The following is a 26938-nucleotide window of genomic DNA, read 5'->3' as shown; positions in this document are numbered from 1 at the left end:
CCCGAGGTGACCGCCGCGACGTCCCACGGGTTCGTAGTGCTGTCCTCGACGATGTGTACGGGAGCGGTCGTCGGTACGCCTACGCTCCCAGTAATGGCAGGCATGCTCGGCGAGGAAGCCGGAGTAGCCGATGGGGCCTGGTGTGTTGAACCAGGGGCGAGCGAGGAGAGGGGAAACGAGGCGGTCGACGCGCTGGGTGTCGGCGTGATTACGAAATGCACGGGCTTGATGTTGATGTATTAGGTCAAACACGGAAAATATTCACTGTCGCCGGCTCCTCTACCCGTCGCGCAAGCACGTTGCGTTTGGTCAAGCCCCAATACCTGCCGGGAGGGGTGTCTTCCAGCGCTCGCCCCAGCTCAGATCAGGCGCTGGCGGCCGCCAGCCCCCATGCCCGCGGCCCGGCGAGCTTCTGCACTTTGAAATCCTTCACGAAGCTGGAGCCGCTGACGTAGGCGAAGAGCGCCGAGAAGGCGAACCCGGCCACCAGGATCAGGCCGACGTAGGCCCGGTCGGTGAACATCCGCCCGTAGTCGCGCAGCACCTGGCCGCCGCGCCGGGCCGCCGGCGGCAGTGTTTCCGGCAGCACGAGCGCGGTCGCCGCCAGCCGCACGACGCCGATCACGGTCAGCACCACGAACACGCCGTGCCAGGACGTCCACTCCAGAACCAGTCCACCGACGGTCGGCGCGAGGATCGGCGCCACCCCGACGACAAGCATCAGCCGGGAGAACAGCCGGGCCGCCGCCAGCCCGTTGAACAGGTCACGCACGATCGCCATCGCGACCACGGAGGCCGCCGCCGCGCCGAGCCCCTGCAGCACCCGAAGCGTGCCGAGGAGGGGCAGGTTGGGCGCGATCACGCACAGCACCGACGCGAGGATGTGCACCGCGATGCCGGCCAGCAGCGGCAACCGCCGGCCGAGCGAGTCGGAGAGCGGCCCCACGATCAGCTGCCCGAGCGCCAGCCCGATGAGCGTGCCGGTCAGCGTGAGCTGCACCGAGGCCGCGCTCGCGTGCAGGTCGGTGGTGATCGTCGGCAGCGACGGAAGGTACATGTCGATCGTGAGCGGTCCGAGCGCGGTCAGGAACCCGAGCACGAGCACGATGCGAAAACGGCGCCCCCGGGGGATCAGTTCCCCCGGGGAAAGATCGACGGCGGGCAGCTGGGTGGGAGTCTCAGTCTTTGCCACGACTGGTGACAAGTCCGCCGGCCCGCGCGAGATTCCGCCCGGTCATCCTCCTCACAATTCCTATTTCCGCATGACGTACGGGCGGAACAGCTCGTACAGCTGCCGGTCGCTCACCGTCGACGCCAGCGGCTCCCCGCCCACCAGGAAGGCCACGCTCGGGCAGTCCTGGTCGGCGCCGTCGACCGCCGACTTGTCGAGCAGCTTCCGGCCGGTGGCCGTCTCGAAGAGCCGGACCCGGTAGGTCGCCTTCCGGAGCGCCGGCGTCTTCGGCTCCGGGTCGTCGAACTTGCAGGTCCGCACCGTCTCCCCGACGCCGGCCAGGTCGACACAGCCGACCAGCTGGGTCCGGGCCGGGTCGGCCGGGGTCCAGGCCCGCCAGTTCCGCAGGTCGGGCACGTCGACCGACGACTTGACGTGCCGGCTGGGCAGCGCCTTCGAATCGACCACCCCGACTGTGATCTGGTGCGGCGCCTTACCGGCGAACCTGGGCGACGTCGGGTAGAACCACCCGTCGCAGACCCGGCCGAGATCGTCGTCGCCACGAACCGCACCGGCGCCGGCCCGCGGCCCCACCGGGGTGGCCGACGCTCCGGGCGACGCCCCCACCGGCGGCGCCGACGGCACCGAGGCCACGCCGGCCGGCCCGGCCCGGCCCGCCTCGTCCCGCTCGGCCCCGAACGCCACCACCCGGGTGACGGCGAACGCCCCGCCACCCCCGCAGAGCAGCACCCCGGCCACCGCCGCCACCACGACCATCCACGGCCGGGCCTTGGCCCGTCCCGCCGGCTCGGTGCCGCCGGCGGGCGGCTGAGGGCTTTGCTCTTCCATGTGACACGGTCCCTGTTCGAAAAAGTGGACCGTGACTGTATCGAACCGGAGCGCCGGTGTCCGCGGCAGTCATTTTATTGCTGATGGCAACTGTTGCACCACGCACAGGTGTATCGAGAGCAGAACGAGGCGATCACCGATTGACGGGAGCGCCCCCGGCAAAAAGACTTTGGCCATGCGCGATCGTTCTCGCCGGTGGGCGTGGCTCGGTGTCCTGATCACCGGGCTGATTCTCTATGTCGTGGTGTTGCGGACCCTGGTCCACACGCAGAACCCCAACTTCGTCCCTGCCCTCATCCTGCTCGGCGCGACGGTCGTGCCGCTCTCCTTCCTCACCTTCGCGCAGGCGCGCACCGGGCGCTGGGAGGTGCCGGCGTCGGCGCTGGTCACGGCGGCGTTCTTCGGTGGGGTGATCGGCATCGTGGTGGCCGGCACGCTGGAGTACAACACCTTGCGCGGGCTCGGCGTGCTGCCGATGGTGCTGGTCGCGGTCATCGAGGAGTCGGCGAAGCTGATCGTGCCGGTCGTGCTGCTCTTCTGGATCCTGTCGCGGCATCAGCGCCGACTGCCGTCGGACGGGCTGATCATCGGGGTGGCGTCGGGCATGGGGTTCGCCGCGCTCGAGACCATGGGGTACGCGTTCACCGCGTTGCTCTCCTCCCAGGGCAACATCGGCGACGTCGAGGAGACGCTGTTCGTACGCGGCCTGACCTCGCCGGCCGGGCACACCGCGTGGACCGGGCTGACCGCGGGCGCGCTGTGGGCCCTGATCGCCGCCCCGAGCGGCAAACGACTGGTCCAGTTCCTGCTCACCTTCGTCGGGGCGGTCGCGTTGCACACCTGCTGGGACACGTTCAGCGGGCTGTGGGCGTACATCATCCTGGGTCTGATCAGCCTCGGCTGGCTGTTCATCGAGCTGGCGCGCTACCGCGCCTTCAGCGAGCACACGCTCGGCGGGCGATTCGGGCAGCCGGTGACCGTCTAGATTCACCAGCATGCGTAGCCCCACCCAGCCCGTGCTGTCCGAGACGGACATCGCCGCCATCGTCTCGCGGGGTCTCGGCGCCGGCCTGGCCGGCGCCGAGGAGCTCAGCGGGGGCACGTTCGCCTCGGTCTGGCGGGCGGACCTGGCCGACGGGCGGCCGGTGGTGGTCAAGGTGGCGCCGCCGGCGACGGCTCGCCTGCTCCGGTACGAGGCCGGGCTGATCCCGGCCGAGGCGGATTACTTCGCGTCGGTGGCCGCGGGGGCGCCCGGTGTGCCGGTGCCCGAGGTGCTGGCCGTCGAGCCGGGCTGGATCATCACGTCGATGCTGCCCGGCTCGCCGCTGGCGGGCCACGACTCGGTCCGCGCCCGCACCGAGCTCGGCGCCGCGATCCGCCGGGTGCACACGATCACCGGCCGCCACTTCGGCTACACCGGCGAGCGGGCCAGGGGCGACGACTGGCCGACCGCGTTCGCCGCGATCATCGACGACCTGCGGGCCGACGCCGCCGACTGGGACGTGCCGCTGCCCGCACTGGACGGGGTCGTCGCCCGCCACCACGACGTGCTGGCCGCGGTGACCCGGCCGGCGCTGCTGCACTTCGACCTGTGGGACGGCAACGTGCTGGTCGGCCCGGACGGCGCGCTGACCGGGCTGGTCGACGGCGAGCGCCACCTCTACGGCGATCCGCTGCTCGACTTCGTGTCGCCGGCGCTGTTCCACCGCATCGAGGAGGTCCCGGACCACCCGTTCCTGGCCGGCTATCAGCCCGAGCCGTTCGACGACTCGGCCCGCGTCCGGCTCGCCCTCTACCGGGTGCACCTCTACACGCTGATGATCGCCGAGGGACCGAGCCGGGGCATCGAGCGCGCCGACGGCCGGCACGACTATCTGACCGGCCTGCTCGAGCGGGAACTAGCCGACCTTTAAACACCTCTACCTCTCATCCGGCGCCATACGCGACCGAAGAGACGCATATGCAGACCCCCGCCGTCGCCACCCGCCGACGCACGTTCGCCGACCTCGGAGTCAACACCAAGATCATCGCCAGTGTGAGCGTGGCCGCCGCGGCGGCGGTGACGATCGGCGTCACCGGCATGCTCGAGCTCCAGGTGCTCAGCACGAACACCCAGTCGCTCTACACCGACGACGTGGCCCCGCTGACCAGCCTGTCCGCGGCCCAGCGCACCTTCAACGGCCTGCGCGCCCGCTACCTGGAGTACGGCGGGGCGTCCACCGCGACCCGTAAGGTCCTGCTCGACGAAATCGCCACGAAGAAGGCGACCCTGTCCGCGGACATTGCCTCCTACCAGCCCCTCGCGGCGAACGCCGAGGCGGTCGCGACCTTCACCACCAAGTCGGCCGCCCTGGTGCAGGAGGCCGAGCAGACGCTTCTGCCGCTGGCCGACAAGGGTGACGTCAACGGGTTCTACCGGGCCTACCGCTCGGACGCCAAGCCGTTGGTCGACGCGGCGGCCGACGCCATCGACACCGAGAACGCCACCGTGCTCGCCGAGGCGAAGCAGGCCGCCGAGACGAGCGCCGCCGCCGCCTCGACCGCCCGCACGCTGGTGCTCATCGTGCTGATCGTGGGCGTCCTGCTGGCCCTGGGCCTCGGCCTCTACGTGGCCCGGCTGATCGTGCGCCCGCTCGAACGGGTCAAGCGCTCGCTCGCCGCCCTCGCCAAGGGTGACCTGACCGTCGAGGCGGACGTCCGCCAGCGGGACGAGGTCGGGCAGATGGCCGTCCTGCTGAACGACGCCGTCCGGCAGACCCGCGACGTCATCGCGACGGTCGGCGCGGCGTCGCAGAGCCTGGCCGCGGCGGCCGAGGAGACCTCGACGATCGCCAACCAGATCAGCCGGAACGCCGACGACGCCTCGGCGCAGGCCCGCACCGTGTCCACCGCCTCCGAGGAGGTCTCGCAGAGCGTGAGCACCGTCGCGGCCGGCTCCGAGGAGATGGGCGCGGCGATCGCCGAGATCACCCAGAGCGCGAACGCGGCCGCCCAGGTCGCCGGCGAGGCGGTGGTGGTGGCCGAGGCGACCAACCAGACGATCGCCACGCTCGGCGAGTCCAGCCGGCAGATCGGCGACGTGATCAAGGTGATCACCGCGATCGCCGAGCAGACCAACCTGCTCGCGCTGAACGCTACCATCGAGGCGGCCCGCGCCGGCGAGATGGGCAAGGGCTTCGCCGTCGTCGCCAGCGAGGTCAAGGACCTGGCCCAGGAGACGGCGCGGGCGACCGAGGACATCTCCCGGCGGGTCGAGGCGATCCAGGCCGACAGCGGCCAGGCGGTGACCGCGATCGAGCAGATCGCCGACGTGATCGGCCGGATCAACGACTACACCACGACGATCGCCTCGGCGGTCGAGGAGCAGAGCGCGACCACCGCCGAGATGAACCGGAACGTGGCGGAGGCGGCCGGCGCCACCATCCAGATCAACTCCGGCATCGAGACGGTCGCCTCGAACGCGCGGCTCACCGCCGACTCGGTGGAGGACGCCAAGCGCTCCGCGGCCGAGCTCTCCCGGATGTCCCAGGAGCTCAACGTGACCGTGGCGCGGTTCGTCTACTGAGCTCGGATCCGCTCGGCGAGGGCCAGGAAGTGATCTTCCTGGTCCTCGTAGCGGGTCAGGTGCCAACCGGCCCCGGCCAGCAGGGGCGTCAGGATCTCCCGGTCGAGCGTCTCGTCCGGGCCCAGCTTGCGACCGTGCCGGGCGGCCAGCGCGGCCCGGCCGGTGGGGTGGAAGATCAGCAGCTTGCCGCCGGGCCGGGTCACCCGGGCCAGCTCGGTCAGGCCCGCACTGGGGCTCGGCAGGTGATGCACGAGGCCGGCCGCGAAGACCACGCCGGCCGCCGCGTCGGGCACGGGCAACCGGCGCGCGTCGGCGATGACCAGGTCGGCCACCTCGTCGCGGCCGGCGTCACGGGCGGCCCGCAGCATCGCGGGGGTCAGGTCGAGACCGAGCACCCGGCCGCCCGGTCCAACCGCGGCGGCCAGGGCGGGCAGGGCGCGGCCGGTGCCGCAACCCACGTCGAGGGCGAGGTCGCCGGGGCGCGGCGCGGCCGTTTCGACAGCCATCGCGTACGCCGGCAGGTCGTCGCCGAACTTCCTGTCCCACCCGGCGGCGCGAACGGCGAAGAACGCGCGACTCTCGGCCAAATACCACCGCTCGCGGTCGGCCAGGCGCGGGTGCACGTGCCGGATGACCGGCCACTGCGGATCGTGGTGGTCGATCACCACCTGGGCGCGCCGCTCCCCCTCGCCGTTGGCCGTCGAGCGGCCGCGTAGATAGACGAAGACCCGGTCGGCGGCGGGCTCCAGCACGTTGAGCGCCGAGTCGGAGCGGCCGCCCGACGGCCCGCTGAGTCCCAGCACCGCGTCGACCGTCCAGGCGCGGGCGGACGGCGGGAACGCTTCGGCGAGCCGCGCGGCGAACCGGGCGGCGGCGCCGTGGTCACCCCCGTCGACGATGACGGTGAGCGGGGCGCGCGGGGTCAGCACCTCGGCGAGAAACGCGGTTACCTCGTGGATCCGTTCCGGCACCCGACAAGCATGACGGCGCCGATGTGACGAGTGCAACGCTTGGGCACTTGCGGGGCCAGGGACCTTCCTCGCCTGGCTTTTGCGGCCCTAGAGTGGACGGGGTGACGACCTACCGCATCGGGGAGGCCGCCGAGCTGCTCGGCGTCAGCGTGGACACAGTGCGGCGCTGGGTCGACGCGGGCCGGCTCGCCGCCGCCCGCGACGACCACGGACACCGCAGCATCGGGGGCGCCGATCTCGCCGGCTTCGCCCGGTCGCTGGCCGACGAGCCCGATCCGGGGGCCCGCCGGTCGTCGGCGCGCAACCGGCTGCGCGGCATCGTCACCGCCATCACCCGCGACTCGGTGATGGCCCAGGTCGACATCCAGGCCGGCCCGTTCCGGGTGGTCTCGCTGATGAGCCGGGAGGCCGTCGACGAGTTGGGCCTCGAGGTCGGCTCACCGGCGGTCGCCGTGATCAAATCAACCACGGTGGTCGTGGAACGAGGGGACGCCGACAAATGAGGAAAACCCTGATCGGGGCGGCACTGGCGGCCGTCCTGGCGGTCTCCGGCTGCGGCGACTCCGCCTCCCCGGCGGCGTCGGCCTCGGCCGGCGCGGCGTCGGGCAACCTCACGGTCCTGGCCGCGGCGTCGCTCACCGAGTCGTTCAACCGGATCGGCAAGGACTTCGAGGCGGCGAACCCCGGGGTCAAGGTCACTTTCTCGTACGGGGGCAGCTCCGGTCTCGCCCAGCAGATCATCGCCGGTGCCCCCGCCGACGTCTTCGCGGCGGCCAGCCCGGCCACCATGAAGACCGTCACCGAGGCCGGTGACGCCGCCGGGGAGCCCCGCACGTTCGTCCGCAACCAACTGGTCATCGCGGTCGCCAAGGGCAACCCGAAGGGCATCCGGACCCTCGCCGACCTCACCCGCCCCGGCCTGAAGGTCGCGCTCTGCGCCGAGCAGGTGCCCTGCGGCTCGGCCGCCGCGAAGGCCCTCGCCGCCGCCCCGGTCGAGATCACCCCGGTCACCCTGGAGCAGGACGTCAAGTCGGCGCTGTCCAAGGTCAAGCTCGGCGAGGTGGACGCCGCCCTGGTCTACCGCACCGACGCGAAGGCCGCGGCCGGCGACGTCGAGGGGATCGAGTTCCCCGAGTCCGCCGGCGCCGTCAACGACTACCCGATCGTGGCCCTGAAGAACGCCCCCGACCCGGCCGCCGCGGCCGCGTTCGTGACGTTCGTGCGGAGCGGTCCGGCGCTGGACGTGCTCGTCGACGCAGGGTTCCAGAAGCCATAAAGAGGCGGCGGACGAAGGTTCCCCCGGCCCTGGCGATCCCCGCGGTCGCCGGGCTGGTGTTCCTCACCCTGCCCCTGTTCGGGCTGCTCTGGCGGGCGCCCTGGTCGACCCTGCCGCAACGGCTCACCGAGCCCGGCATCCTCGCCGCGCTCCGGCTGTCCCTGCTGACCGCCACCCTGGCGACCGCGGTCAGCCTGGTCCTGGGCGTGCCGCTGGCGTGGCTGCTGGCCCGCACCGAGTTCCCCGGCCGCCGGCTCGTGCGCGCCCTCGTCACCGTGCCGCTGGTGCTGCCGCCGGTGGTCGGCGGGGTGGCGCTGCTGCTGGTGTTCGGGCGGCGCGGCCTGCTCGGCTCGTGGCTCGACACCACGTTCGGGGTGAGCCTGCCGTTCACCACCGCCGGCGTCGTCGTGGCCGAGGCGTTCGTGGCGATGCCGTTCCTGGTGATCAGCGTGGAGGGGGCGTTGCGCGGGGCCGACGCCCGCTACGAGGAGGCCGCCGCCACGCTCGGCGCCGGCCGGTGGACGGCGTTCCGGCGGGTCACCCTCCCGCTGATCGCGCCGGGGGTGGCCGCGGGCGGGATGCTGTGCTGGGCGCGGGCCCTGGGCGAGTTCGGGGCGACGATCACCTTCGCCGGCAACTTCCCCGGCCGCACCCAGACCATGCCGCTCGCCGTCTACCTCGCCCTCGAACAGGACGTCGACGCCGCCATCGTGCTCAGCCTCGTGCTGCTCGTCGTCTCGATCGCGATCCTGGCGGCCCTGCGCGACAGGTGGGTCGCGGCGTGACCGACCGGCGGCCCGACGGAGGCCCGAGATGACGCTCGACGCCCGGCTCGTGGTGAATCGGCCCGGCTTCGTGCTCGACATCGAGCTCACCGCCGCACCGGGCGAAGTGGTCGCGCTGCTCGGCCCCAACGGCGCCGGCAAGACCACGGCGCTGCGTTCGCTCGCCGGCCTGACCGCGCTCGACGACGGCCACGTCACGCTCGACGGCCGCCGGCTCGACCACGAACCGCCCGAACACCGCCGGATCGGCGTGGTGTTCCAGGACTACCTCCTGTTTCCACATCTCACGGCGCTCGACAACGTGGCTTTCGGGCCCCGCTGCCGGCGCGTGCCGCGCCGGGAAGCCCGGGACAAGGCGCGGGAATGGCTGGCCCGGGTCGGTCTGTCCGAGCACGTACGCAAGAAGCCGCGCCAACTCTCCGGCGGCCAGGCCCAGCGGGTCGCCCTGGCCCGCGCCCTCGCCACCGACCCGAAACTGCTGCTGCTCGACGAGCCGCTGGCCGCCCTCGACGCCCGCACCCGCCTCGACACCCGGGCCGCCCTGCGCGGCCACCTGGCCTCGTTCCCCGGCGCGACGGTGCTGGTCACCCACGACCCACTGGACGCGCTGATGCTCGCCGACCGGCTCGTGATCGTCGAGGACGGGCGGATCGTGCAGATCGGCGACGCCGCCACCATCACCGCCCAGCCGCGCACCGACTACGTGGCCCGCCTGGTCGGACTCAACCTCTACCGGGGCCGGGCCGAGGGCACGACGGTCCGGCTGCCCGACGGTTTTTCACTGGTCACCGCCGTACCCCAGGAAGGTCCGGCGTTCGTCGCCTTTCCCCCCGCCGCGGTCTCGCTGTTCGCCTCCCGGCCCGCCGGAAGCCCCCGCAACACCTGGCCGGCCACCGTCACCACGGTGGCCCGGCACGGCGACGCCCTCCGCATCGAGCTGAGCGGGCCGATCCCGGTCGCCGCGGACGTCACCCCGGCCGCCGCGGTGCAGCTCGAACTCGAACCCGGGCGGGCGATCTGGGCCACCGTGAAGGCCACGGAAACGACCGCCTACCCCGCGTGACGGCTAGCGTTGATCGCATGGACGCACTCGAACTGGCCGACTACCGCGCCGCGAACGCCCGCCTGTATCTCGAGGCCGGGGACCTCGAGGACTTCCGCACCCGCCGCGACGACCTCTTCGCCACCCACCCGCAGTCGCCCATCCCGGCCGGCTCGTTCACCGGGCTGCGCTACTACCCGTTCTCGGCCGACGCGATAGTCGAGGCGTCCCTGCGCGAGGCCCCCGGCGAGATCGACATCGACACCGGCGGCCCCGACGGCATCGTGCACTACCGGCGAGCCGGCATCCTGTCGACACCGTTCGGCGAGCTCTCCCTCTGGTGGATCGCCGCCTACGGCGGCGGCCTCTTCCTCCCGGTCCGCGACGCCACCTGCGGCAAGACGACGTACGGCGGGGGCCGCTACCTCACCGACACGGTCAAGGGCACCCATGGCCGCGGCCTGGAACCGTTGGACGGCAACCGGGTACGCCTCGACTTCAACTACCTGTACAACCCGTCCTGCGCCTACGACGACGCCTGGCTGTGCCCCCTGGCCCCGCCGGAGAACCGCGTCGGCACCCCCATCGAAGCCGGCGAACTCACCTACCACTGACCGCCACCCGAACGGTCGGGTGCGGGAGCCTGGCGCTCGCTCCAGGATCGGGGGCCGGTCAGGTTGACCTCGCCACCCCGGCGAACCGCCCGGTAAGCGGCGGCGGCCAGCGGAACGCCCCACCGGGAACGCGGACCCCCGTAGGGCGCCTCGCAACCGCTCGCCGGGCAGAGCACGCAGACCGCGTCGGTTGCCGTGCCGGTCGCGGCCAGACCCAGGTCACGCAGGGCCTGGGTCTTCGCCTCGGTGATCGTGGCCACCGCGTTGACGAGGGCGCCGTCGGCGAGTCGCTGCGGCACCCACGCCACCACGTTGATCGTCCCCGGCCGTTCCGCAGGCGGGCGAGCCCGGGGTTCGTGGGCCTGGGTCGGGGCGCCCAGGCCCACCGTCGCCCAGAGCTGGACGCCGTCGTCCGACTCCGCGACCACGTCGGCCACGTCGACGCCGGTCAGCAGGCCGACGCCCCGGCCGGTCAGGCCGAGGCCGGCGGCGATCTCGGTGAGGTGGGTAGCCGGGTCGGCGCGGTGGTAGGACATCGGGACGGTGGCGTTGAGCAGCCAGTGGCACTCCCCGACGCCGCCGCCCAGGGTGGCCGACGAGATCGCGGTGAGCGGGGCCGGCAGGTGCCAGACCAGCAGCGGGATGTCCTGGCCGTACTCGTGGCGGCTGGTCAGCGTCGGTTCGGGGAACACCGGACGACACTAATCCCGGTCAGCGCCAGCACCACCCCGGCCGCCAGGAATGCCGTGGCCGGGCCCCGTACCTCGGTGAGCAGGCCGGCCGCCCCGGCGCCGGCCGCGTTGCCGGCGTTCGCGGCCACGTTGACCCAGGTGCCGGCCTCGGTGCTGTGCTCGGGCGGGGTGAGATCGTCGGCGGCCAGATAGGCGACCACGAACAGCGGCGACACCGCGACGCCGGCCAGCGACATCACCACGCCGAGCAGGAGCAGGCCGGGGACGGCCGCGGCGGCCAGCAGACCGGCGGCGAAGATCGCCAACAGGCCGGCGAGGTGCCACCATCGCGACCGGGTGTGCCGGCGTCGCGCCCAGAGCAGACCGCCGACCACGCTGCCCGCGCCGACGCCGGCCTCGAGGAGTCCGGCGGCGCCCGGCCGCCCGGCGTTCTGCGCGGTGGCCGCCATCGCGGTGTAGGCGACGCTGATCCCGACGCCGGCGACCAGCAGAACGGCGAGCACCCGGCGCAGTTCCCCGATGCGGAGCGGCCCGGGATCGAAGGTGCGGCGGAGCAGGGCCCGCACCCCCCTAGCCCGCAAGTCCGAAATATCGGACTCGACGGCCGGGCCCCCGGGCTCCGGGCCGACAACAGCGCGGGACGCGGCTGTCATGCCGAGCGTGCCGGCCAGCAACAGGAGCGCGGTCACGAGCAGCGCCCACCGGGCCGGAGCCACCGCGATCAGCAAGCCGGCCAGCAACGGGCCGGTCAGGTAGAGCGTTTCCTCGGCGATCGCGTCCAGCGCGTACGCCCGCTGTTTGAGCGAAGAACCCTCGGTGAGCCGGCGCCAAGCCGCTCGCATGGCCGGGCCGAGAGGCGGAGCCGCGAGGCCGGCCAGCCCGACGAACGGGACCGGCCAGGGGACAAAGGCGGCGCACGCCAGGAAGGACGCACACGCCACCGCCAGCCATGGCAGCAGTGCGGGATAGCGGGCCTTGAGCGGGAGGGTGATCGAGGTCAGGCCGAAGAGGGCGAGCGCGAGGCCGGCGGCGGCGAAGGAGCCGGTGGTGTCGCGGACAGTGAACAGCGTGGCGAGCGGGAGGAGACCGTAGGCGAGCCGGCCACCGAGCGCGGGCGCGAAGATGCGCAGCGCGTGGGGCAGCCGGAGGACGGCACGGTAACTTCCCGCCTCGACGGAGGCAGGCATGGGAGAAAGCTCCTTGGAATGTCCAGACAGACGGGCAGGGGCGGCCTATGCGAAGGGGCCCCTACGGTGGTGTCTGTGACATGCGCGGAATCCTACTCCGAGGCGAGCAGCGACCAGATCTCCGTGTCGTGTCGACCGTTCCAGGCGTAGTTCTGCCGCAGCGTGCCGTCGAGCGTCATGCCGAGCCGGCGCGCGACGTTGGAGCTGGCCTTGTTGTCGGGACGGCAGTGCCACTCGACGCGCTGCAGACCCCGCGTCCGGAAAGCCCAGTCGAGCAGCACCCGGATGGCGGCGGTGACCAGGCCACGGCCGGTGGCGGCCGGTTCGAGCCAGCAACCCACCTCGCCGTTGCCCGACCCGGCGTCATAGGTCACGAACATGACGCCGCCGACCAGGGTGCCGTCGAGCCAGATGCCGCAGATGCGGCCGGTGTCGGCGGCCTGTTTGTCGGCGTAGCGCTGCAGGGTGGCGCGAGCCGAGGCGAGATCGGAACTGATCGACGCCCACGGGATCCACGGATCGACCGTTTCGCGCGCGCGGTCCATGTGGGCCAGGAATTCCTCGGCCTGCCAGGGCTCCAGTGGCCGCAGCGCGGCGCCGCCCCCGAGATCGACGCTGTACACGCAGGAAGCCTACGTCTGCCGTCCAGGCAGTTTTCGCCTCCGGTCCACCCGCTGCCGACGATCTCCCAATAGATTCAGCTCGGTCTATCTCGAGGGAGCGGGCATGCGGGGCAAGATCGCGGTTGCGCTGGCGGCCGGAATCATCGCGACACCGGTTCCGGCGTACGCGGCGCCGTCACGAGCGGACGTGGCGCTGCGCTGGGCGCCGATCCACTACCAGGACGTGGACGCCACCGGAAGTCACGCCTTGGCCGGCAAGTCGGACTTCATCACGCGGTACGACTACGACAACAACCTGATCGGCACCGACAACTGGGACCACGCGGGGCAGCACACCGGTGCCGCCGTCTATTACGACGTGGTCGAGACCAGCAGCCACTGGTTCATCACGTACTTCTTCTACCACCCGCGGGACTGGGTCGATCACCCGTTCTTCGAGACCGAGCACGAGAACGACGGCGAGGGCCTCACCGAGATCATCGAGAAGAACGGTACGGACTACGGCGTGCTGCGCGCGGCCGTGACGGTTGCCCACAGCGACTTCTACTCGTACACGCCGAGCGGGAGCACCTGGACCAACGGCAAGGAGACGATCGACGGGACGCTGCGGCTGGAAGCGTCCACACACGACTCGTACCAGCATCCGGTGACCGCGCAGGAGGCCAAGGGGCACGGCTTGAAGGCGTGGCCGCAGTACGACATCAACGGCGACGGCATCGTCTACTACCCGTCGCTGACCGCGTCGGAGTCGCCGAGCGGGGCGGACGACCGGGACGTGCGGTATCAACTGATCGACATCTTCGGGTCGGGCGGCATGTGGGCGCAGCGCACCGACGCCAACCTGTTCGCGTCGCTGGGCACCTTCAAGGGCGACACGTCGGGCGACTGCGGGGTCGGCACCTACTCCTGCTCCACCAACTCGGCCAACGCGCCGTGGGGCTGGGACGACGGCAACGACGTACCGGCCCGGGGCGAGATCGCGACCGATCCGGCGCGGCTGGCGGCCGAGTACTTCACGGTGCCGGGAACGCTGTCGCGGACGTACACCTACAACCCGTACAACAGCGCCGCGGCCGCCCTCAAGAAGGCCGCCGCGACGCTGCCGCGCACCGTCGATTGATCAGTGCAGCCCGCCTTGCGGGCTGAACGCGGTCAGGAACTGATCGCGGAAGGTGTTCATGGGCCACACCGGCGCCGTCGGCGCCGGTGTGAGCCCCGTGGTCCAGCCCCAGCTCGCGATGCGGTCGAGGACCTTCGGGTCCTTGGCGACGATCGAGATGGGTACGTCCTTGGAAGCGTTCTGCCCGACCACGATCGAGGCCGGCTGGTGGTCGCCGAGGAACACCATCACCAGGTTGTCGTCGGCGTACTTCTCGACGTACGAGGTGAGCGAGTCGATCGAGTAGGCGATCGACTTGGCGTACGCGAGCCGGATGCTGTGGTCGTTGCTCCACACCTTGCCGGCCCCGTCGGCCGCCCCGATGATCGGGCCGTAGACCGACCCGTCGCCGATCTGTTCCCACGGCAGCTTGGTGGGCAGCGGCGCCCACGGGGTGTGACTGGAGGTCAGCGTGATCTCGGCGAGCAGCGGCCCACGGTTCTTCTTGCCGTACTCCAGCTGCTGGAACTGCTTCATCACGAACTGGTCGGGCATCGTCGACCAGCTCAGTTTGGGCCCGTGGTAGTCCAGCGTGTGCGAGTCCCACACCTGGTCGTAGCCGTAGAACTGGCCTTCCGGCCACGCGTAGGTGACGCCCGGCTCCATCCCGACGGTGCGGTAGCCGGCCTGGCTGAACGCCCGGGTCAGGGTGAGCCGGTCGGTGTTGACCAGGCTGCGGTAGCGCTGCTGGTTGTCGATCCACAGCCCGGACAGGAACGTGGAGTGGGCCAGCCAGCTGCCGCCGCCGAAGGTCGACGAGGTGAGGAAGCCGCTGCGGGCGCTGAAGCCCTTGGCCGCGAGGTCGGCGTCGTCGGCCTTGAGCTGGGCGAGCACCGGGGAGTTGAACTCCGGGTTCTCGACCGCGTCCCGTCCGTAACTCTCCACGAAACCGATGATCACGTCCTTGCCGCGCAGTGCGTTGAGCAGCTGGGCGGCCGGCATGTCACGGAACGCGTCGACGCGTACCTCCTGCTCGAATTTCTTCCGGTCGGCGAGGTCCTGCGGCACCTTGAGCGCGGTGTCGTGAGCCAGGTTGACGGCCGCCTGCGAGGCGATCGGAATACCGCCGATGATCTGGATGCCGAGGACCGTGAGCACCACCCAGGCGCTGGCGAACGCGAAGACGGCGTGCCGGGTGGGCCGGGCGTGCGCGGCGAGCAACCGCGACAGGCGCCGCACCGACAGGGTGGTGAAGATCAAGATCGAGAGCGCGAGGAGTACGGCCCCGGCCGCCACCCCGAACGCCCCGAGCTCGCCCATCGAGTCCTCGAGGAAGTGGTAGCCGTCGGTGAACAGCACCCAGTCGAGAACCGGGTCGAACTCACGGGCCAGCACCGCGTAGAAGCCCATGTCGATGATCTTCACGATGGTGAGCAGGCCGAGCGCGAAGCCGAGGACGGTGGCGCCGATCCGGCGGGCGCGTGCGGGCAGGGCGAGCAGCAGGGCGATCGCGACGATCGCCTCGAGGGGAATACGGACGAATCCGTTCAACCAGAAGTTACCCGGCGGCAGCCGGGTGATCTGGTCGGGCATGACGAGCTCGAGGAAGACCAGGAGCGCGGCGAGTGTGGTGACCACCGCGCCGCCGACACGGCGCAGATGGTGCTGTTTCTGGGACAACTCGGGTTCCTAACCGCCGATTGTTACCTCCTCTAGGAAACGGCGGGCCCCCGGCTTCGGTTCAAGAAACTGTCGTGACCGACAACATCCCCAGGATTCCCTCAGGCTCGGACGGGCGGCCGAACAGGTATCCCTGGCCGTGGTCGATGCCGATGCGGCGCAGCGTCGCCCACTGCTCGTCGGTCTCGATGCCTTCGGCCACGGTCTTCATCTTGAGCGCCGCGCCGAGGCCGGCCACCGCGTCGACCAGGGCCACGTCGTCCTCGTCGATGTGCACCTCGTCGACGAACGTCTTGTCGATCTTGATGACGTCGACCGGGAGCTGCTTGAGGTAGCTCAGCGAGGAGTAGCCGGTGCCGAAGTCGTCGATGGCCAGCCGGACGCCGAGCCGGCGCAGCGCGTGCAGGGTGTCCTTGGCGGTCTCGATGTCGGCCATCAGCATCGACTCGGTGATCTCCAGGGTGAGCGACGCGGCGTCGAGGCCGGCGTCGGCGAGGGCGGCCGCCACATCGTCGACCAGACCGGCGTACTGGAACTGCCGGGCCGAGAGGTTGACGTTGACGTGCAGGCCGGCGGCGGCCGGCGTTTCGGCCCGCCAGCGGGCCAGCTGGGCGCAGGCCTCCCGGAGCACCCACCGGCCGAGCGGAACGATCAGGCCGTTCGCCTCGGCGCCGGCGATGAAGTGGTACGGGCCGAGCAGCCCGTCGCGGGGGTGCTGCCACCGGACGAGCGCCTCGACGGCGGTGAGCTCCTGCGTGTTCATGTCGACGACCGGCTGGTAGAGCACGCGGAACTCGTCGTGCTCCAGCGCGTGCTCGATGTCGGCGCGCTGCTGCGCCTCCTCCAGGACGGACAGGGTCATCGTCGGGTCGAAGACCGCGTACGCGTTGCGGCCGGCCCGCTTCGCCGCGTACATGGCCAGGTCGGCGTTGCCGAGGAGCTGCTCGGCGTTGATCTCGTCGCCGATGGTGCTGGCGATGCCGATGCTCAGTGAGCAGGTGACGTCCCGGCTGCCCAGCCGGATCGGCTCGCGGGCGACCGTCAGCAGCCGCTCGGCCAGACCGGAGGCGTCCGCCGGGTCGAGGTCGCGCAGCAGGAAGACGAACTCGTCGCCGCCGAGCCGGGCGAGCATGTCCGCCGGGCGCACCTGGGCGCGCAGCCGGTCGGCGATGGTGGTGAGCAGTTCGTCCCCGGCGCTGTGCCCGAGGTTGTCGTTGACCAGCTTGAAGTCGTCGAGGTCGAGCAGCAGCACGGTGACCTGCCGGTCGCCGCCACCCTCGACCGCCTCGGCGAGCTTCTCCCGGAACTTCACCCGGTTGGGCAGCCCGGTCAGCGAGTCGGTGAACGCCTGCCGGCTGAGCTGCTGCTCCAGCTCGCGGCGCGCCCCGACGTCGCGCAGGCTGACCACGATGGCCTGCACCTCCGGCTTGTTCAGCCAGTTGGTGCCCATGATGTCGACGTAGACCCAGTCGCCGGCCGCGTTGCGCAGCCGGCTCTCCAGTCGCAGGCTCTGCCCGATCGGCAGATCCACCATCCGGTTCATGAAGTCGTGCAGCTCGGCGAGCCGGTCGACGCTCATCACCTTGGCGATGACCTGCCCCTGGAAGTCGGCCGCGGCAAAACCGAGCAGCCGGCGGATGGACGGGCTGACGTACTTCAGGGTGCCGTCGCGACCGATCGCCAGGACGGTGTCGGCGGAGGCCTCGAGCAGGGTCTCGGCGCGCTGTTCGGTGGCCTCGCGGCGGGCGTCGAGGCGGCGGCGGCTCTGCGAGTTGATCGCGATCAACGCGGTGACGCAGCCGAACATCGCGGACACGACGAACGTCAGTCCGGCCCCGACGTGGGCGTGCACCGGCAGCAGCACCATGTAGCCCAGGCCGGAGAGGACGCCGAACAGCACCACGACACGCGGCGCCCAGAGGGCGGCCGCCGACATCAGCAGCAGCACCGCGGCCGGCATATACAGGTACGCCCCATCGGGGTCGGCGAACCCGAACAGCAGCAGGATCGGCAGTTCGGCGAACCACCAGATGAGAAGCTGGCGCCGGAACGCCGCATTGCGGACCAGCCGGTTCCAGGGCAGGCGGAGCAGGAACGCCTGGGCCACGACGGCCAGCACGACGGGAACGGCCCACCACCGGCTCGCGCCCGGCCAGCCCATGATCCGGACGGCCCCGATCGAGGTCACCACGGCCGCGATCGTGGCACCGATACGGATCTGGCGAGCCCAGTAGTCGGCTTTGTGATCATCCATCGGTGTGTTCCGCACGAGCGCTTCATCGTCCGGACGGCCGTTTTTTTGAGGGGAAAGAAACCATGACAAATGTCAGTGGCTGAGTGAGTGCTCGCTCAGTTAGGGTCTCCTCGTGGAGAACAGGCGCAGAAGGGTTCCGGCGCTCGCCCCTGAAGAACGCCGCGCGGCCCTCATCGCGGCCACCATTCCCCTGCTGCACGAGCACGGCCTCGAGGTCAGCACCCGGCAGATCGCGGTCGCCGCCGGCGTCGCCGAGGGCACCATCTTCGGCGTCTTCGAAAGTAAGAACTCGCTTGTCGTGTGTTCGATCATCCAGGCACTCGACCCCCAGGTCACCCTCGACGGGCTGGCCGCGATCGACCGGTCGCTGCCGCTCCGGGCCCGGATGACCGAGGCGGCCGAGCTGATCCACGACCGGATGGCGGAAAACGCGGCACTGATGACCGCCGCGCGCAAGCTCATCCTGGCCGCCCAGAGCGACCCGGAGACCCGGCACCGGATGGCGTCCAGCCGGGAACGACTCAAGGACGCGCTCACCGAGATCATCGCCCCGGACGCGGCCCACCTGCGCCGCTCCCCCGAGGCGGTGGCCACCACACTGCTGCTCTTCTGCGGCGCCAACACCTACGGGCCGTTCGGCGACCCGGACAACTTCCGCGGGGCCGAGTTGGTCTCGCTCCTCTTAGACGGCTTCTATGAGCGGGGGGCTCAGTAGACGTGCTCATCCAACTACTCAGGGTCCATCTCCGGCCTTACCGGAGCATCATCGCGCTGGTCGTGTTCTTCCAGTTCCTGCAGACCCTGGCCACCCTCTATCTGCCCACCCTCAACGCCGACATCATCGACAACGGGGTCATCAAGGGCGACACCGGTTACGTGATGAAGATCGGCGGCTTCATGCTGGCGATCACGGTGGCCCAGATCGCCACCCAGATCGTCGCGGTGTATTTCGGCGCCCGGACCGCGATGCTCGCCGGTCGTGACATCCGGGCCTCGATCTTCCGTCAGGTACAGAGCTTCTCGGCCCGCGAGGTCGGCCAGTTCGGCGCTCCGTCGCTGATCACCCGCATCACCAACGACGTGCAGCAGGTGCAGATGCTGGTGCTGCTCACCTTCACGCTGATGGTCTCGGCGCCGATCATGTGCCTCGGTGGCATCGCGCTCGCCCTGCACCAGGACGTCCCGTTGTCGGCGCTGCTGCTGGTCATCGTGCCGCTGCTGATCGGCGTGGTCACCCTGATCGTGAGCCGCATGCGGCCGCTGTTCCGCTCGATGCAGGTGCGCATCGACAAGGTCAACCGGGTGATGCGCGAGCAGATCACCGGCATCCGGGTCATCCGCGCCTTCGTCCGCGACGAGCGCGAGCAGGAGCGTTACGCCGGGGCCAGCGCCGAGCTGACCGACGTGTCGATGCGCGCCGGCAAGATCATGGCGATGATGTTCCCGACCGTCATGCTCATCGTGAACCTCTCCAGCGTCGCCGTCCTGTGGTTCGGCGGCCACCGCATCGACTCCGGGCACATGCAGGTCGGCGCGCTCACCGCGTTCCTCAGCTACCTCATGCAGATCCTCATGTCGATCATGATGGCCACCTTCATGTTCGTCATGATCCCGCGGGCGGAGGTCTGCGCCGAGCGCATCGAGGAGGTGCTCGGCACCGACTCGACAGTGGTGCCGCCGCTCAACCCGGTCACCACCCTCAGCCGGCACGGTTACCTCGAGCTGCGCGACGTCGATTTCCATTACCCCGGGGCCGAGGCGTCGGTGCTGCACGACGTCAACCTCACGGCGCGGCCGCGTGAGGTCACCGCGATCATCGGGAGTACGGGCAGTGGCAAGACCACGCTGCTCAACCTCATCCCCCGGCTGTTCGACGCCACCGACGGTGAAGTGCTGGTGGACGGCGTCGACGTGCGCGACCTCGAACCGGCGCTGTTGTCCAAGACGGTCGGCCTGGTGCCGCAGAAGCCCTACCTGTTCACCGGCACGGTCGCCAGCAACCTGCGCTACGGCAACCCGGACGCCACCGACGAACAGCTGTGGGAGGCGCTCGAGATCGCCCAGGCCAAGGGCTTCGTCGAGCGGATGGAGGGCGGCCTGGAGGCGTCGATCGCGCAGGGCGGCACGAACGTCTCCGGCGGGCAGCGGCAGCGACTCGCGATCGCCCGGGTGCTGGTGCACCGGCCCGAGATCTACCTGTTCGACGACTCGTTCTCGGCGCTCGACTACGCCACCGACGCGGCCCTGCGGGCGGCCCTGACCAGCTACATCGCCGACGCCACCGTGATCATCGTGGCCCAGCGGGTCAGCACCATCCGCGACGCCGACCGCATCGTCGTGCTCGACGACGGCAAGGTGGTCGGAACCGGCACCCACCACGAACTCATGGACACCGACCCGACGTACCGCGAAATCGTCCTGTCCCAGCTCACTGCGCAGGAGGCGGCGTGAGCGAGTTCGGCGTGCGCGTTTCTCGGACCACCTCGCGGGCTTTTGGAGGCACAGCATGACCGCTCCGGTAAGGCGACCCGGGCCGCCGCCCGGCGGGCCGGGCGCTCGGATGATGATGGCCGGTGGCAAGTCCACCGAGAAGATCGAGGACTTCCGCGGTTCGACGCTGCGCCTGCTCGGCATGCTCAAGCCGCACCGGAGGCTGGTCGCGATCGCGGTGCTCTTCGGCATCGGCAGTGTCGGGCTGACCGTGTGGGGGCCGAAACTGCTCGGCAAGGCCACCGACATCATCTTCGCCGGCGTCATCGGCCGGCTGATCCCGGTCGGCGCCACCAAGGCCGAAGCCATCGCCGCGATGCGCGCCCAGGGCAACAACACCCAGGCCGACCTGCTCTCGGCGGTCGATTTCACCCCCGGGCAGGGCATCGACTTCACCGCGCTCGGTCACCTGCTGGCCTGGGTCGCGGTGGTCTACGTGGTGGGCTGGGTCTTCGGCGTCATGCAGGGCCGGCTCATCGCGACGGTCGTGCAGACGAGCGTCTCCCGTCTGCGGCAGGACGTCGAGGTCAAGCTGTCCCGGCTGCCGCTGTCCTATTTCGACAAGCAGGCGCGCGGCGAGGTGCTCAGCCGGGCCACCAACGACACCGACAACATCGCGCAGACGATGCAGCAGACGTTCGCCCAGCTGCTCAATGCGCTGCTGATGATCATCGGCGTACTCGCTTTCATGTTCTGGATCTCCTGGCTTCTCGCCCTGATCGCCCTGGTCACGGTGCCGGTCTCGATCCTGGTGACGACCCAGGTGGGCAAGCGGGCGCAGCCCAACTTCGTGTCCCAGTGGAAGACCACCGGCCAGCTCAACGGCCACATCGAGGAGATGTTCACCGGCCACACGCTCGTCAAGATCTTCGGGCGGCAGGACGAGGCCCAGCGCACCTTCGAGGAGCACAACGACAAGCTGTTCGCGTCGAGCTTCCGGGCCCAGTTCATCTCCGGGCTCATCCAGCCGGCCATGATGTTCATCGGCAACCTGAACTACGTGCTGGTCGCGGTCATCGGCGGGCTGCGGGTGGCCAGCGGCTCGCTGTCGCTCGGTGACGTGCAGGCGTTCATCCAGTACTCGCGGCAGTTCAGCCAGCCACTCACCCAGGTGGCTTCGATGGCCAACCTCGTGCAGTCCGGCGTCGCCTCGGCCGAGCGGGTGTTCCAGCTGCTCGACGCCGAGGAGCAGAGCCCCGAGCCGCCGGCGAGCGGCATGACGCGGGTGGTCGGGCGGATCGCGTTCGAGGACGTGTCGTTCCGCTACCTGCCCGACAAGCCGCTCATCGACGGCCTGTCGCTGGCCGTCGAGCCGGGCCAGACCGTCGCCATCGTCGGACCCACCGGCGCCGGCAAGACCACCCTGGTCAACCTGCTCATGCGGTTCTACGACGTGAACTCGGGACGCATCACGCTCGACGGCACGGACATCAACGCGATGCCGCGCGAGGAACTCCGCGAGCACATGGGCATGGTCCTGCAGGACACCTGGTTGTTCGGGGGCACCATCGCGGAGAACATCGCGTACGGGGCGGACTCGTTCGACCTGGAGGCGGTCAAGCGGGCGGCCGAGGCGGCCTATGTCGACGCGTTCGTCAAGACGCTGCCCGACGGCTACGACACGGTCATCGACGACGAGGGTTCGAACGTCAGCGCCGGCCAGAAGCAGCTGATCACGATCGCCCGCGCGTTCCTCGCCGAGCCGAGCATCCTGATCCTCGACGAGGCCACCAGCTCCGTCGACACCCGCACCGAGGTGCTGATCCAGCGGGCGATGAACACCCTGCGCACCGGCCGGACCAGCTTCGTCATCGCGCACCGGCTGTCCACCATCCGCGACGCCGACGTGATCCTGGTGATGGAGCACGGCAGCATCGTGGAGCAGGGCAGCCACGACGAGCTGATCGCGGCGGACGGGGCGTACGCCCGCCTGTATTCCGCCCAGTTCGCTCAGGCCGTCGCCGAGGTCGACTGACCGGCTCACCGGCAGTGGCCCGCCGCCCGCCCCGGCGGGCTACTGCCTCATCACCGCGCGCTCATCCGGGACCGAACTTCTCGCGCAGCAGCGCGGTGATCTCCTCGGCGGTGCGGGCGAGCTCGTCGAGGTCCGCTTCCGTGTATGCGTGCGGGCTCGTGCCGAGCACACAGTGCGTGCCGATGACCTCGCCGCCGATGATGATCGGCACACCCGCGTAGCTCTGCATGCCGTCCTCGGTGACCAGCGGGTTGCTCGACTGCCGGGGGTCGGTGCGGGCGTCGGGCACGATGTACGGCCGGCGGGAGACGACGGCTTGCCGGCAGAAGGACCACTCCACCGGGGTGCCCCGCGCGTCCTCCATCCAGCCGCTCAGCCCGTAGGAGCCGATGAAGTCCTGCGCCACATGCGACACGACGGTCACCAGGCTGATCGGCATGCCCAGCCGGCCGGCGGTGCGTTCGGTGAGCACATTGAGCTTCCGCCGCAGTTCCGGGTCGGCGAGGTCGAGGGCAGCCAGCACCCGGAGGCGATGGATGTCCGCCAGCGGCGCGTCGGTTACCGGGTGCACGTTACTCCTAGCGTGATTCGCGCTGGTCCTGCGCCTTGGCGGCGAGGCTGCGGTAGGCGCTGACCCGGACCTGCAGGCCACGCGCGCACAGCTGGACGAGCGGTTCGGCGGCCTGCATCACGGCGACCATGCGGTCCATTGCCGCGGAAGACGTCTCGTTCCCGGTCAACCCCGCCGTGAACAGCAAGTTCTGCCAGATGTCGCCGGTGTGCGGGCCGTACAGCGAGTGCACCGCGGCCCGGGCGTCGTCCAACGACGGTCGGGCCAGCCGGTGCCCGCCGGTGGCATCCTGCTCCGGCGTCGTAGCCGCGGCTCTCATGGTCATCCGGTTTCCTCGGCGGTCGGTGGTGCGGCCGTGCCTACGCGTCGTGCAGTGGGCGCCGAACCCGACCGTACGCCTGGCCTCGCGTCCTGGACGGCGGATCGGCGAGTCGGCCGCGGTGGATCCAGGCAATGGCGACGGGGGCGGCCGGATGGCCGCCCCCGTCTTCGTCGGGTCAGATGGTGCTCAGCTCAGCTGGTCACTTGATGGTGACCTTCTTGGTGCCGGAGTAGCCACCGTTGATGCCGTTCGCGGGGTAGCCCTGCACGAAGGCCCGCAGCGACCAGGCGGACTTGGACGGTGCCTTGACCATCGCACGCCACTGGTTGTTGCTGCCGGTCGTGCCCTTCCAGGCGGTGACCCACTTGCCGCCGACCCACTTCTCGACGACGACAGCCTGGCCGACACCACGCGGGGTGCCCTGAACCGCGAGGCTCAGCATGCCCTTGCTGGGCGAGCCGACCACGAAGACCGGAGCCTGGGTGACCATGACCCGCTTCTCGGCGGAGATGACACCCTCGGAGGCGACCTTGAAGCGGTAGCCCTGGCTCAGCGTGCGGGTGAACTTGTATGTTCCGTCCGCGCCGGCCTTGACCCACGCGAGCTTGGCCAGCGGAGCGGGCTTGGCGGAGATGGGAGCGCCCCAGAGCTCGACCGTGGCGCCCGGGGCGGTCTTGCCCCAGATCGGCGTGTTGATGCCGCCGACGACGGTCGGCGCCACCATCAGCGTGACGCTGGTGTCGACCGTGTCGTCCGACTTGATCGTGATGGTCGAGTCGGAGTAGAGCAGCGAGGCGCCGAGCGGACCGGGGGTACCGAGGCGGACCGTGAAGGTCTCGTTCGGCTCCTTCGTGTGGTCGTCCATGATCGGCACTTCGATCCAGGCCCGCATGGTGCCCGGCTTGATGTACAGCGTGCCCTTGCTGGACTTGTAGTCCTGTCCGGCCTTGGCCGTGCCGTCCTGCGTGTACCACGGGATCGTGACGGTCTGCGTGGTCGAGGTCGCGTTCGAGTTGAACTTCAGGTCGACCGGCAGCTTGGCGACGTGGTCGTTCTCGCCGACCGTGAGGTCATCGACCCAGGCCGCGGGCGGCAGATCGTTCGGGTCGTCGTTGATCCGCACCAGGGTCGAGGCCGAGGTGAAGCCCTTCAGGACCGTGGTGACCTCACTCACAGTGACCTGGAAGGTCTCGGTCGGCTCGTCGATGTCGTCGTCGAGCAGGGCGAACGACGGAAGGGACAGCGGCACGGCCATCCGGCCCAGCGGTCCCGTGTAGCCGGCCGCAACCGGCAGCACGTAGTCGGCGAGGTCGTCCGGAACCGTGTAGTCCTTGTCGAGAGTGGCCGGGAACTCGCCGCCGGGAGCGACGCTGAAGCCCAGTTCGTACGCGTACTGCGACTCTCCGACGATGGTCGGGGTGACCGTGACCTTGCCGCCCTCGGTGCCGCTGGCCGTGGCGAACGTGGCCGTCGGCTGAGCGTCGTCGTTGCCGATCGTCACCTTCGAGCTGAGCTGGCTGTCGATCGTGGCCCGCACGATGTCGGTCGGCGCGCCGTTGGTGAAGTCGACGGTGAAGAACTCGTCCTTCTCGAAGATCTTGTCGCCGTTGACCGGCACCTCGAACCACCCGGCGGTGGCACCGGCCTTGATCGTGGTGGTCATCGTCTTCGGCAGGTCGTAGTCGTCGCCACCGGGCGTGCTGGCGTTCTCCTCGGCGCTGCCGTTGGTGACGGTCGCGGTGAACTTGGCGTCCACCCCGGCCGGCGTGTTCAGCTTCAGCGGGATCTTGGCCATCATCTGGCCGCTGTTGCCCTCCTGCACCATGACGTCACCGGTCGTCCAGACCGGCTTCGCGTCGTCGTTGTTGATGGTGAAGGTGACCTCGCCGTTGACCGGTAGCTCGGCGACCCCGTTCGGGTCGGTGAGCACCAGGTTGAAGGTCTCGCTCGGCTCCCAGACCCGGTCGCCGATGATGGTGACCGGGATCGCGACGTAGTTCGTCGGGGCGGTGTTGGCGGGAACGGTGACGCTCCCGTCCTTGCCGATGTAGTCCGAGCCGTTCTTGGCCTCGACGTCGACGAACTTGTAGTTCAGCGTCGTCGGCAGCGTCGTGCCGGCCTTGAACCGCACGTAGATCTTCTTCGCGACCGGGCCGCTGTCGCCCTCGTCCCACGACTGGTCCCACGTGTTGTTCCACGGGTCGTCGGTGTCACTCCACTGGAGGTCCTGCCCGTTGCCGGTGTCGGTGATCGTGCCGTCGCCGTAGGTCTGGGTGTCGAGAGTAGCGTTGGCGCCCATCGGCAGGCTGACCGTGGCCCGGGCGTTCTCCGGACCCTCGAACACCGGGTTCATGCTGCCGTCGACCGGCAGGGTGGTCGTCGTGACCATGGCGTTGGTGGTCTTGGCGTACTTCGGGAACACCAGGTTGGTGCTGTCCCAGTGCGCGGGCGGGATGTTCGTTCCGCCTGCGCCGCCGAAGATGAAGTCGGCGTCGGGGTCGGGTGTGACGTTACCGACGTAGTCGCCCATGGCGGCCTTCGCCGGGGACTTGTCGACACCGCCGACGCTGAGGTTGTAGGTCACGCCCTTCTCGGACGGGTTTGTCAGCGTCACCGGGTAGATGAGGGGCGAGCCCTCCTTCACCGTCTTCGCGTCGCCGACGCTGATCTTCGGCTGCGCGTCGTCGTCCCGGATGCCGAGCTTCAGGCTGTCCTGGCCGCTGGTGACGTCACCGCCGAGGGTGTAGCGACCGGGGCCGGTGTCCTGCTGGACCAGGAAGTACTGGGTGTCGGTCTCGTCCGACGTGTCGTCCCAGAGCCACACGGTGACGGAACCGGAGGTCGAGTTGGCCGGGATGACGATGGCCGCGTCGGCCGCCAGCTTCGAGTAGTCCCGGTTGTCACCACCGTTGGGAGTGGCCGAGCCCGTGGTGAAGTTCGGCGCGTCGGCGACGTTGTCGCTGTTGGTGTCGTCGACGAGGAAGTCGGCCGTCTTGACCGGGATGGTGACGTCGTGCTGCTGCGGGTTCGTCGAGGTCGCGGTGATGGTGAACGAGTTCTGGACGCCGTTGGCGGCGGTCTCCGGAAGCGTCGTCGCACTGCTGCTCAGGACGATGTGGTTGGTGGCGTCGAGGTCCCAGATCACGCCGTTGCCCAGCGACGCAGCGCCCGGCGCACCGGCGGTCCCGCCGGGGACGGCACGAAGCTTGAACCGCTCGGTACCCTCCGTACCGCCCGTGGTGGTCGCGTGCACGGTGACCTTGGCCGTACCGGGCGCGGTCGTGCTCGACGCCGGGAAGGTGATGTTGGTGTCGGACGCGCCGAAACTGGGTGACGTCGGATCGGTGTAGTCGCTGGCCGGCGTCGTGGTGTCGTCGACGACGTCGAACGCGAACTCCTGCTGAACGGTGCCTGTGTAGGTCACCGTGAATACCAGGTCACCGCCCTCCCAGTTGGCGGCGTCCGAGATCGTGAGCAGGTCGATCGGGGCCGCCTGCGCGGGCGACGCGATCATCACCGTCGGGACGAGACCGACGGCCGCAGCGGCGAGGCCCGCGAGAACGTTCCGGATCCTCCCCGGTCCCCAGAGAGTGAACGGCACTCGCTCGGGCGGCGCCGTTTGGATTGGTCGATGACGCATTCTCTTCCTGTCTCCTTCGGCGGCTGGGCAACCTCTCCAGCGGGGAGGCCCCTGGCTTCGCGTCCTCGTCGGCCTGTCCGGTCGGCGAGGGTTGCCTGTTCAGTACCGCACCTTGGGGCGGTCGGGGCACCG

23 protein-coding genes are annotated in these 26938 nt (G+C 70.2%); 12 read left to right on the top strand and 11 right to left on the bottom strand.

Going from position 1 to position 26938, the window contains the following annotated elements:
• Positions 1-364 precede the first annotated feature (364 nt).
• Positions 365-1192 carry a Bcr/CflA family efflux MFS transporter gene (locus Afe05nite_RS34870; protein WP_239118423.1) on the bottom strand — a complete coding sequence of 276 codons (828 nt, stop codon included), beginning with the start codon at positions 1190-1192 and terminating at the stop codon, positions 365-367.
• 60 nt (positions 1193-1252) lie between these two features.
• Positions 1253-2020, bottom strand: a complete 768-nt coding sequence (locus Afe05nite_RS34865; protein ID WP_203821550.1) for a hypothetical protein — start codon at positions 2018-2020, stop codon at positions 1253-1255.
• Positions 2021-2195: 175 nt separating this feature from the next.
• Between Afe05nite_RS34865 and Afe05nite_RS34860 the strand changes: the two genes are divergently transcribed.
• From Afe05nite_RS34860 to Afe05nite_RS34850, 3 genes are read left to right on the top strand one after another with little or no spacing between them, the layout of a single operon-like run.
• Entirely contained in the window at positions 2196-3005 is an 810-nt protein-coding gene (locus Afe05nite_RS34860) for a PrsW family intramembrane metalloprotease (RefSeq protein WP_203821549.1), read from the top strand.
• A 10-nt stretch (positions 3006-3015) separates the two neighbouring features.
• A complete protein-coding gene (locus tag Afe05nite_RS34855) occupies positions 3016-3933 on the top strand; it encodes an aminoglycoside phosphotransferase family protein (protein WP_203821548.1) in 918 nt (305 codons plus the stop codon).
• Between the two features lie 47 nt (positions 3934-3980).
• On the top strand, positions 3981-5585 hold the full coding sequence (locus Afe05nite_RS34850; RefSeq protein ID WP_203821547.1) for a methyl-accepting chemotaxis protein: 1605 nt from the start codon (positions 3981-3983) through the stop codon (positions 5583-5585).
• Here the strand turns inward: Afe05nite_RS34850 and Afe05nite_RS34845 are convergent.
• A complete protein-coding gene (locus Afe05nite_RS34845; RefSeq protein WP_203821546.1) occupies positions 5579-6556 on the bottom strand; it encodes a methyltransferase domain-containing protein in 978 nt (325 codons plus the stop codon). The genes Afe05nite_RS34850 and Afe05nite_RS34845 overlap by 7 nt on opposite strands.
• Before the next feature lie 101 nt (positions 6557-6657).
• On the opposite strand from Afe05nite_RS34845, the gene Afe05nite_RS34840 reads away from it, so the two are divergent.
• The 5 genes from Afe05nite_RS34840 to Afe05nite_RS34820 are packed head-to-tail and all read left to right on the top strand — an operon-like array spanning position 6658 to position 10273.
• Positions 6658-7059: a TOBE domain-containing protein gene (locus tag Afe05nite_RS34840; protein WP_203821545.1), complete on the top strand. Its 402-nt coding sequence runs from the start codon at positions 6658-6660 to the stop codon at positions 7057-7059.
• Positions 7056-7832: a molybdate ABC transporter substrate-binding protein gene (gene modA / locus Afe05nite_RS34835; RefSeq protein ID WP_203821544.1), complete on the top strand. Its 777-nt coding sequence runs from the start codon at positions 7056-7058 to the stop codon at positions 7830-7832. Before Afe05nite_RS34840 ends, modA begins: the two co-directional genes overlap by 4 nt.
• Complete coding sequence (locus Afe05nite_RS34830; protein WP_203821590.1) at positions 7829-8617, top strand: ABC transporter permease; 789 nt, start codon at positions 7829-7831, stop codon at positions 8615-8617. The genes modA and Afe05nite_RS34830 overlap by 4 nt, the downstream gene beginning before the upstream one ends.
• Positions 8618-8645: 28 nt before the next feature.
• Entirely contained in the window at positions 8646-9680 is a 1035-nt protein-coding gene (locus Afe05nite_RS34825) for an ABC transporter ATP-binding protein (RefSeq protein WP_203821543.1), read from the top strand.
• Between the two features lie 17 nt (positions 9681-9697).
• Entirely contained in the window at positions 9698-10273 is a 576-nt protein-coding gene (locus Afe05nite_RS34820) for a DUF1684 domain-containing protein (RefSeq protein WP_203821542.1), read from the top strand.
• Here Afe05nite_RS34820 and Afe05nite_RS34815 read toward each other — a convergent pair.
• From Afe05nite_RS34815 to Afe05nite_RS34805, 3 genes are all read right to left on the bottom strand, one after another.
• The gene (locus tag Afe05nite_RS34815) at positions 10264-10965 is read right to left on the bottom strand and encodes an adenosylcobinamide amidohydrolase (protein ID WP_203821541.1); all 702 of its coding nucleotides are present in this window, start codon (positions 10963-10965) and stop codon (positions 10264-10266) included. The genes Afe05nite_RS34820 and Afe05nite_RS34815 overlap by 10 nt on opposite strands.
• On the bottom strand, positions 10944-12152 hold the full coding sequence (locus Afe05nite_RS34810; protein ID WP_203821540.1) for an MFS transporter: 1209 nt from the start codon (positions 12150-12152) through the stop codon (positions 10944-10946). The genes Afe05nite_RS34815 and Afe05nite_RS34810 overlap by 22 nt, the downstream gene beginning before the upstream one ends.
• Before the next feature lie 92 nt (positions 12153-12244).
• Positions 12245-12775, bottom strand: coding sequence for a GNAT family N-acetyltransferase (locus tag Afe05nite_RS34805; protein ID WP_203821539.1), 531 nt, complete (start codon positions 12773-12775; stop codon positions 12245-12247).
• Positions 12776-12878: 103 nt separating this feature from the next.
• Between Afe05nite_RS34805 and Afe05nite_RS34800 the strand changes: the two genes are divergently transcribed.
• Positions 12879-13895 (top strand): hypothetical protein, encoded by a 1017-nt coding sequence (locus tag Afe05nite_RS34800; protein ID WP_203821538.1) that lies wholly within the window; start codon positions 12879-12881, stop codon positions 13893-13895.
• Here the strand turns inward: Afe05nite_RS34800 and Afe05nite_RS34795 are convergent, their stop codons facing one another.
• On the bottom strand, positions 13896-15554 hold the full coding sequence (locus tag Afe05nite_RS34795; RefSeq protein WP_203821537.1) for a sulfatase-like hydrolase/transferase: 1659 nt from the start codon (positions 15552-15554) through the stop codon (positions 13896-13898).
• Positions 15555-15615: 61 nt separating this feature from the next.
• Entirely contained in the window at positions 15616-17808 is a 2193-nt protein-coding gene (locus Afe05nite_RS34790) for a putative bifunctional diguanylate cyclase/phosphodiesterase (protein ID WP_239118422.1), read from the bottom strand.
• Positions 17809-17920: 112 nt separating this feature from the next.
• Here Afe05nite_RS34790 and Afe05nite_RS34785 point away from each other — a divergent pair, with 112 nt between their 5' ends.
• Genes Afe05nite_RS34785 through Afe05nite_RS34775 form a run of 3 tightly spaced genes read left to right on the top strand, consistent with a single transcriptional unit; the run spans position 17921 to position 22273 of the window.
• The gene (locus tag Afe05nite_RS34785) at positions 17921-18523 is read left to right on the top strand and encodes a TetR/AcrR family transcriptional regulator (RefSeq protein ID WP_203821535.1); all 603 of its coding nucleotides are present in this window, start codon (positions 17921-17923) and stop codon (positions 18521-18523) included.
• Between the two features lie 2 nt (positions 18524-18525).
• Complete coding sequence (locus tag Afe05nite_RS34780; RefSeq protein WP_203821534.1) at positions 18526-20259, top strand: ABC transporter ATP-binding protein; 1734 nt, start codon at positions 18526-18528, stop codon at positions 20257-20259.
• Positions 20260-20314: 55 nt separating this feature from the next.
• Entirely contained in the window at positions 20315-22273 is a 1959-nt protein-coding gene (locus tag Afe05nite_RS34775) for an ABC transporter ATP-binding protein (protein WP_203821533.1), read from the top strand.
• 61 nt (positions 22274-22334) lie between these two features.
• Here the strand turns inward: Afe05nite_RS34775 and Afe05nite_RS34770 are convergent, their stop codons facing one another.
• The 3 genes from Afe05nite_RS34770 to Afe05nite_RS34760 form a co-directional block, all read right to left on the bottom strand.
• Entirely contained in the window at positions 22335-22844 is a 510-nt protein-coding gene (locus Afe05nite_RS34770; protein WP_239118421.1) for a GAF domain-containing protein, read from the bottom strand.
• Between the two features lie 7 nt (positions 22845-22851).
• The gene (locus Afe05nite_RS34765; RefSeq protein WP_203821532.1) at positions 22852-23169 is read right to left on the bottom strand and encodes a hypothetical protein; all 318 of its coding nucleotides are present in this window, start codon (positions 23167-23169) and stop codon (positions 22852-22854) included.
• 196 nt (positions 23170-23365) lie between these two features.
• The gene (locus tag Afe05nite_RS34760) at positions 23366-26680 is read right to left on the bottom strand and encodes a Calx-beta domain-containing protein (protein ID WP_239118430.1); all 3315 of its coding nucleotides are present in this window, start codon (positions 26678-26680) and stop codon (positions 23366-23368) included.
• Positions 26681-26938: the final 258 nt, after the last annotated feature.

Origin of the sequence: Paractinoplanes ferrugineus (assembly GCF_016862195.1) — a bacterium.
GTDB lineage: Bacteria > Actinomycetota > Actinomycetes > Mycobacteriales > Micromonosporaceae > Actinoplanes > Actinoplanes ferrugineus.
This window is presented reverse-complemented; position numbering and strand designations above follow the sequence as displayed.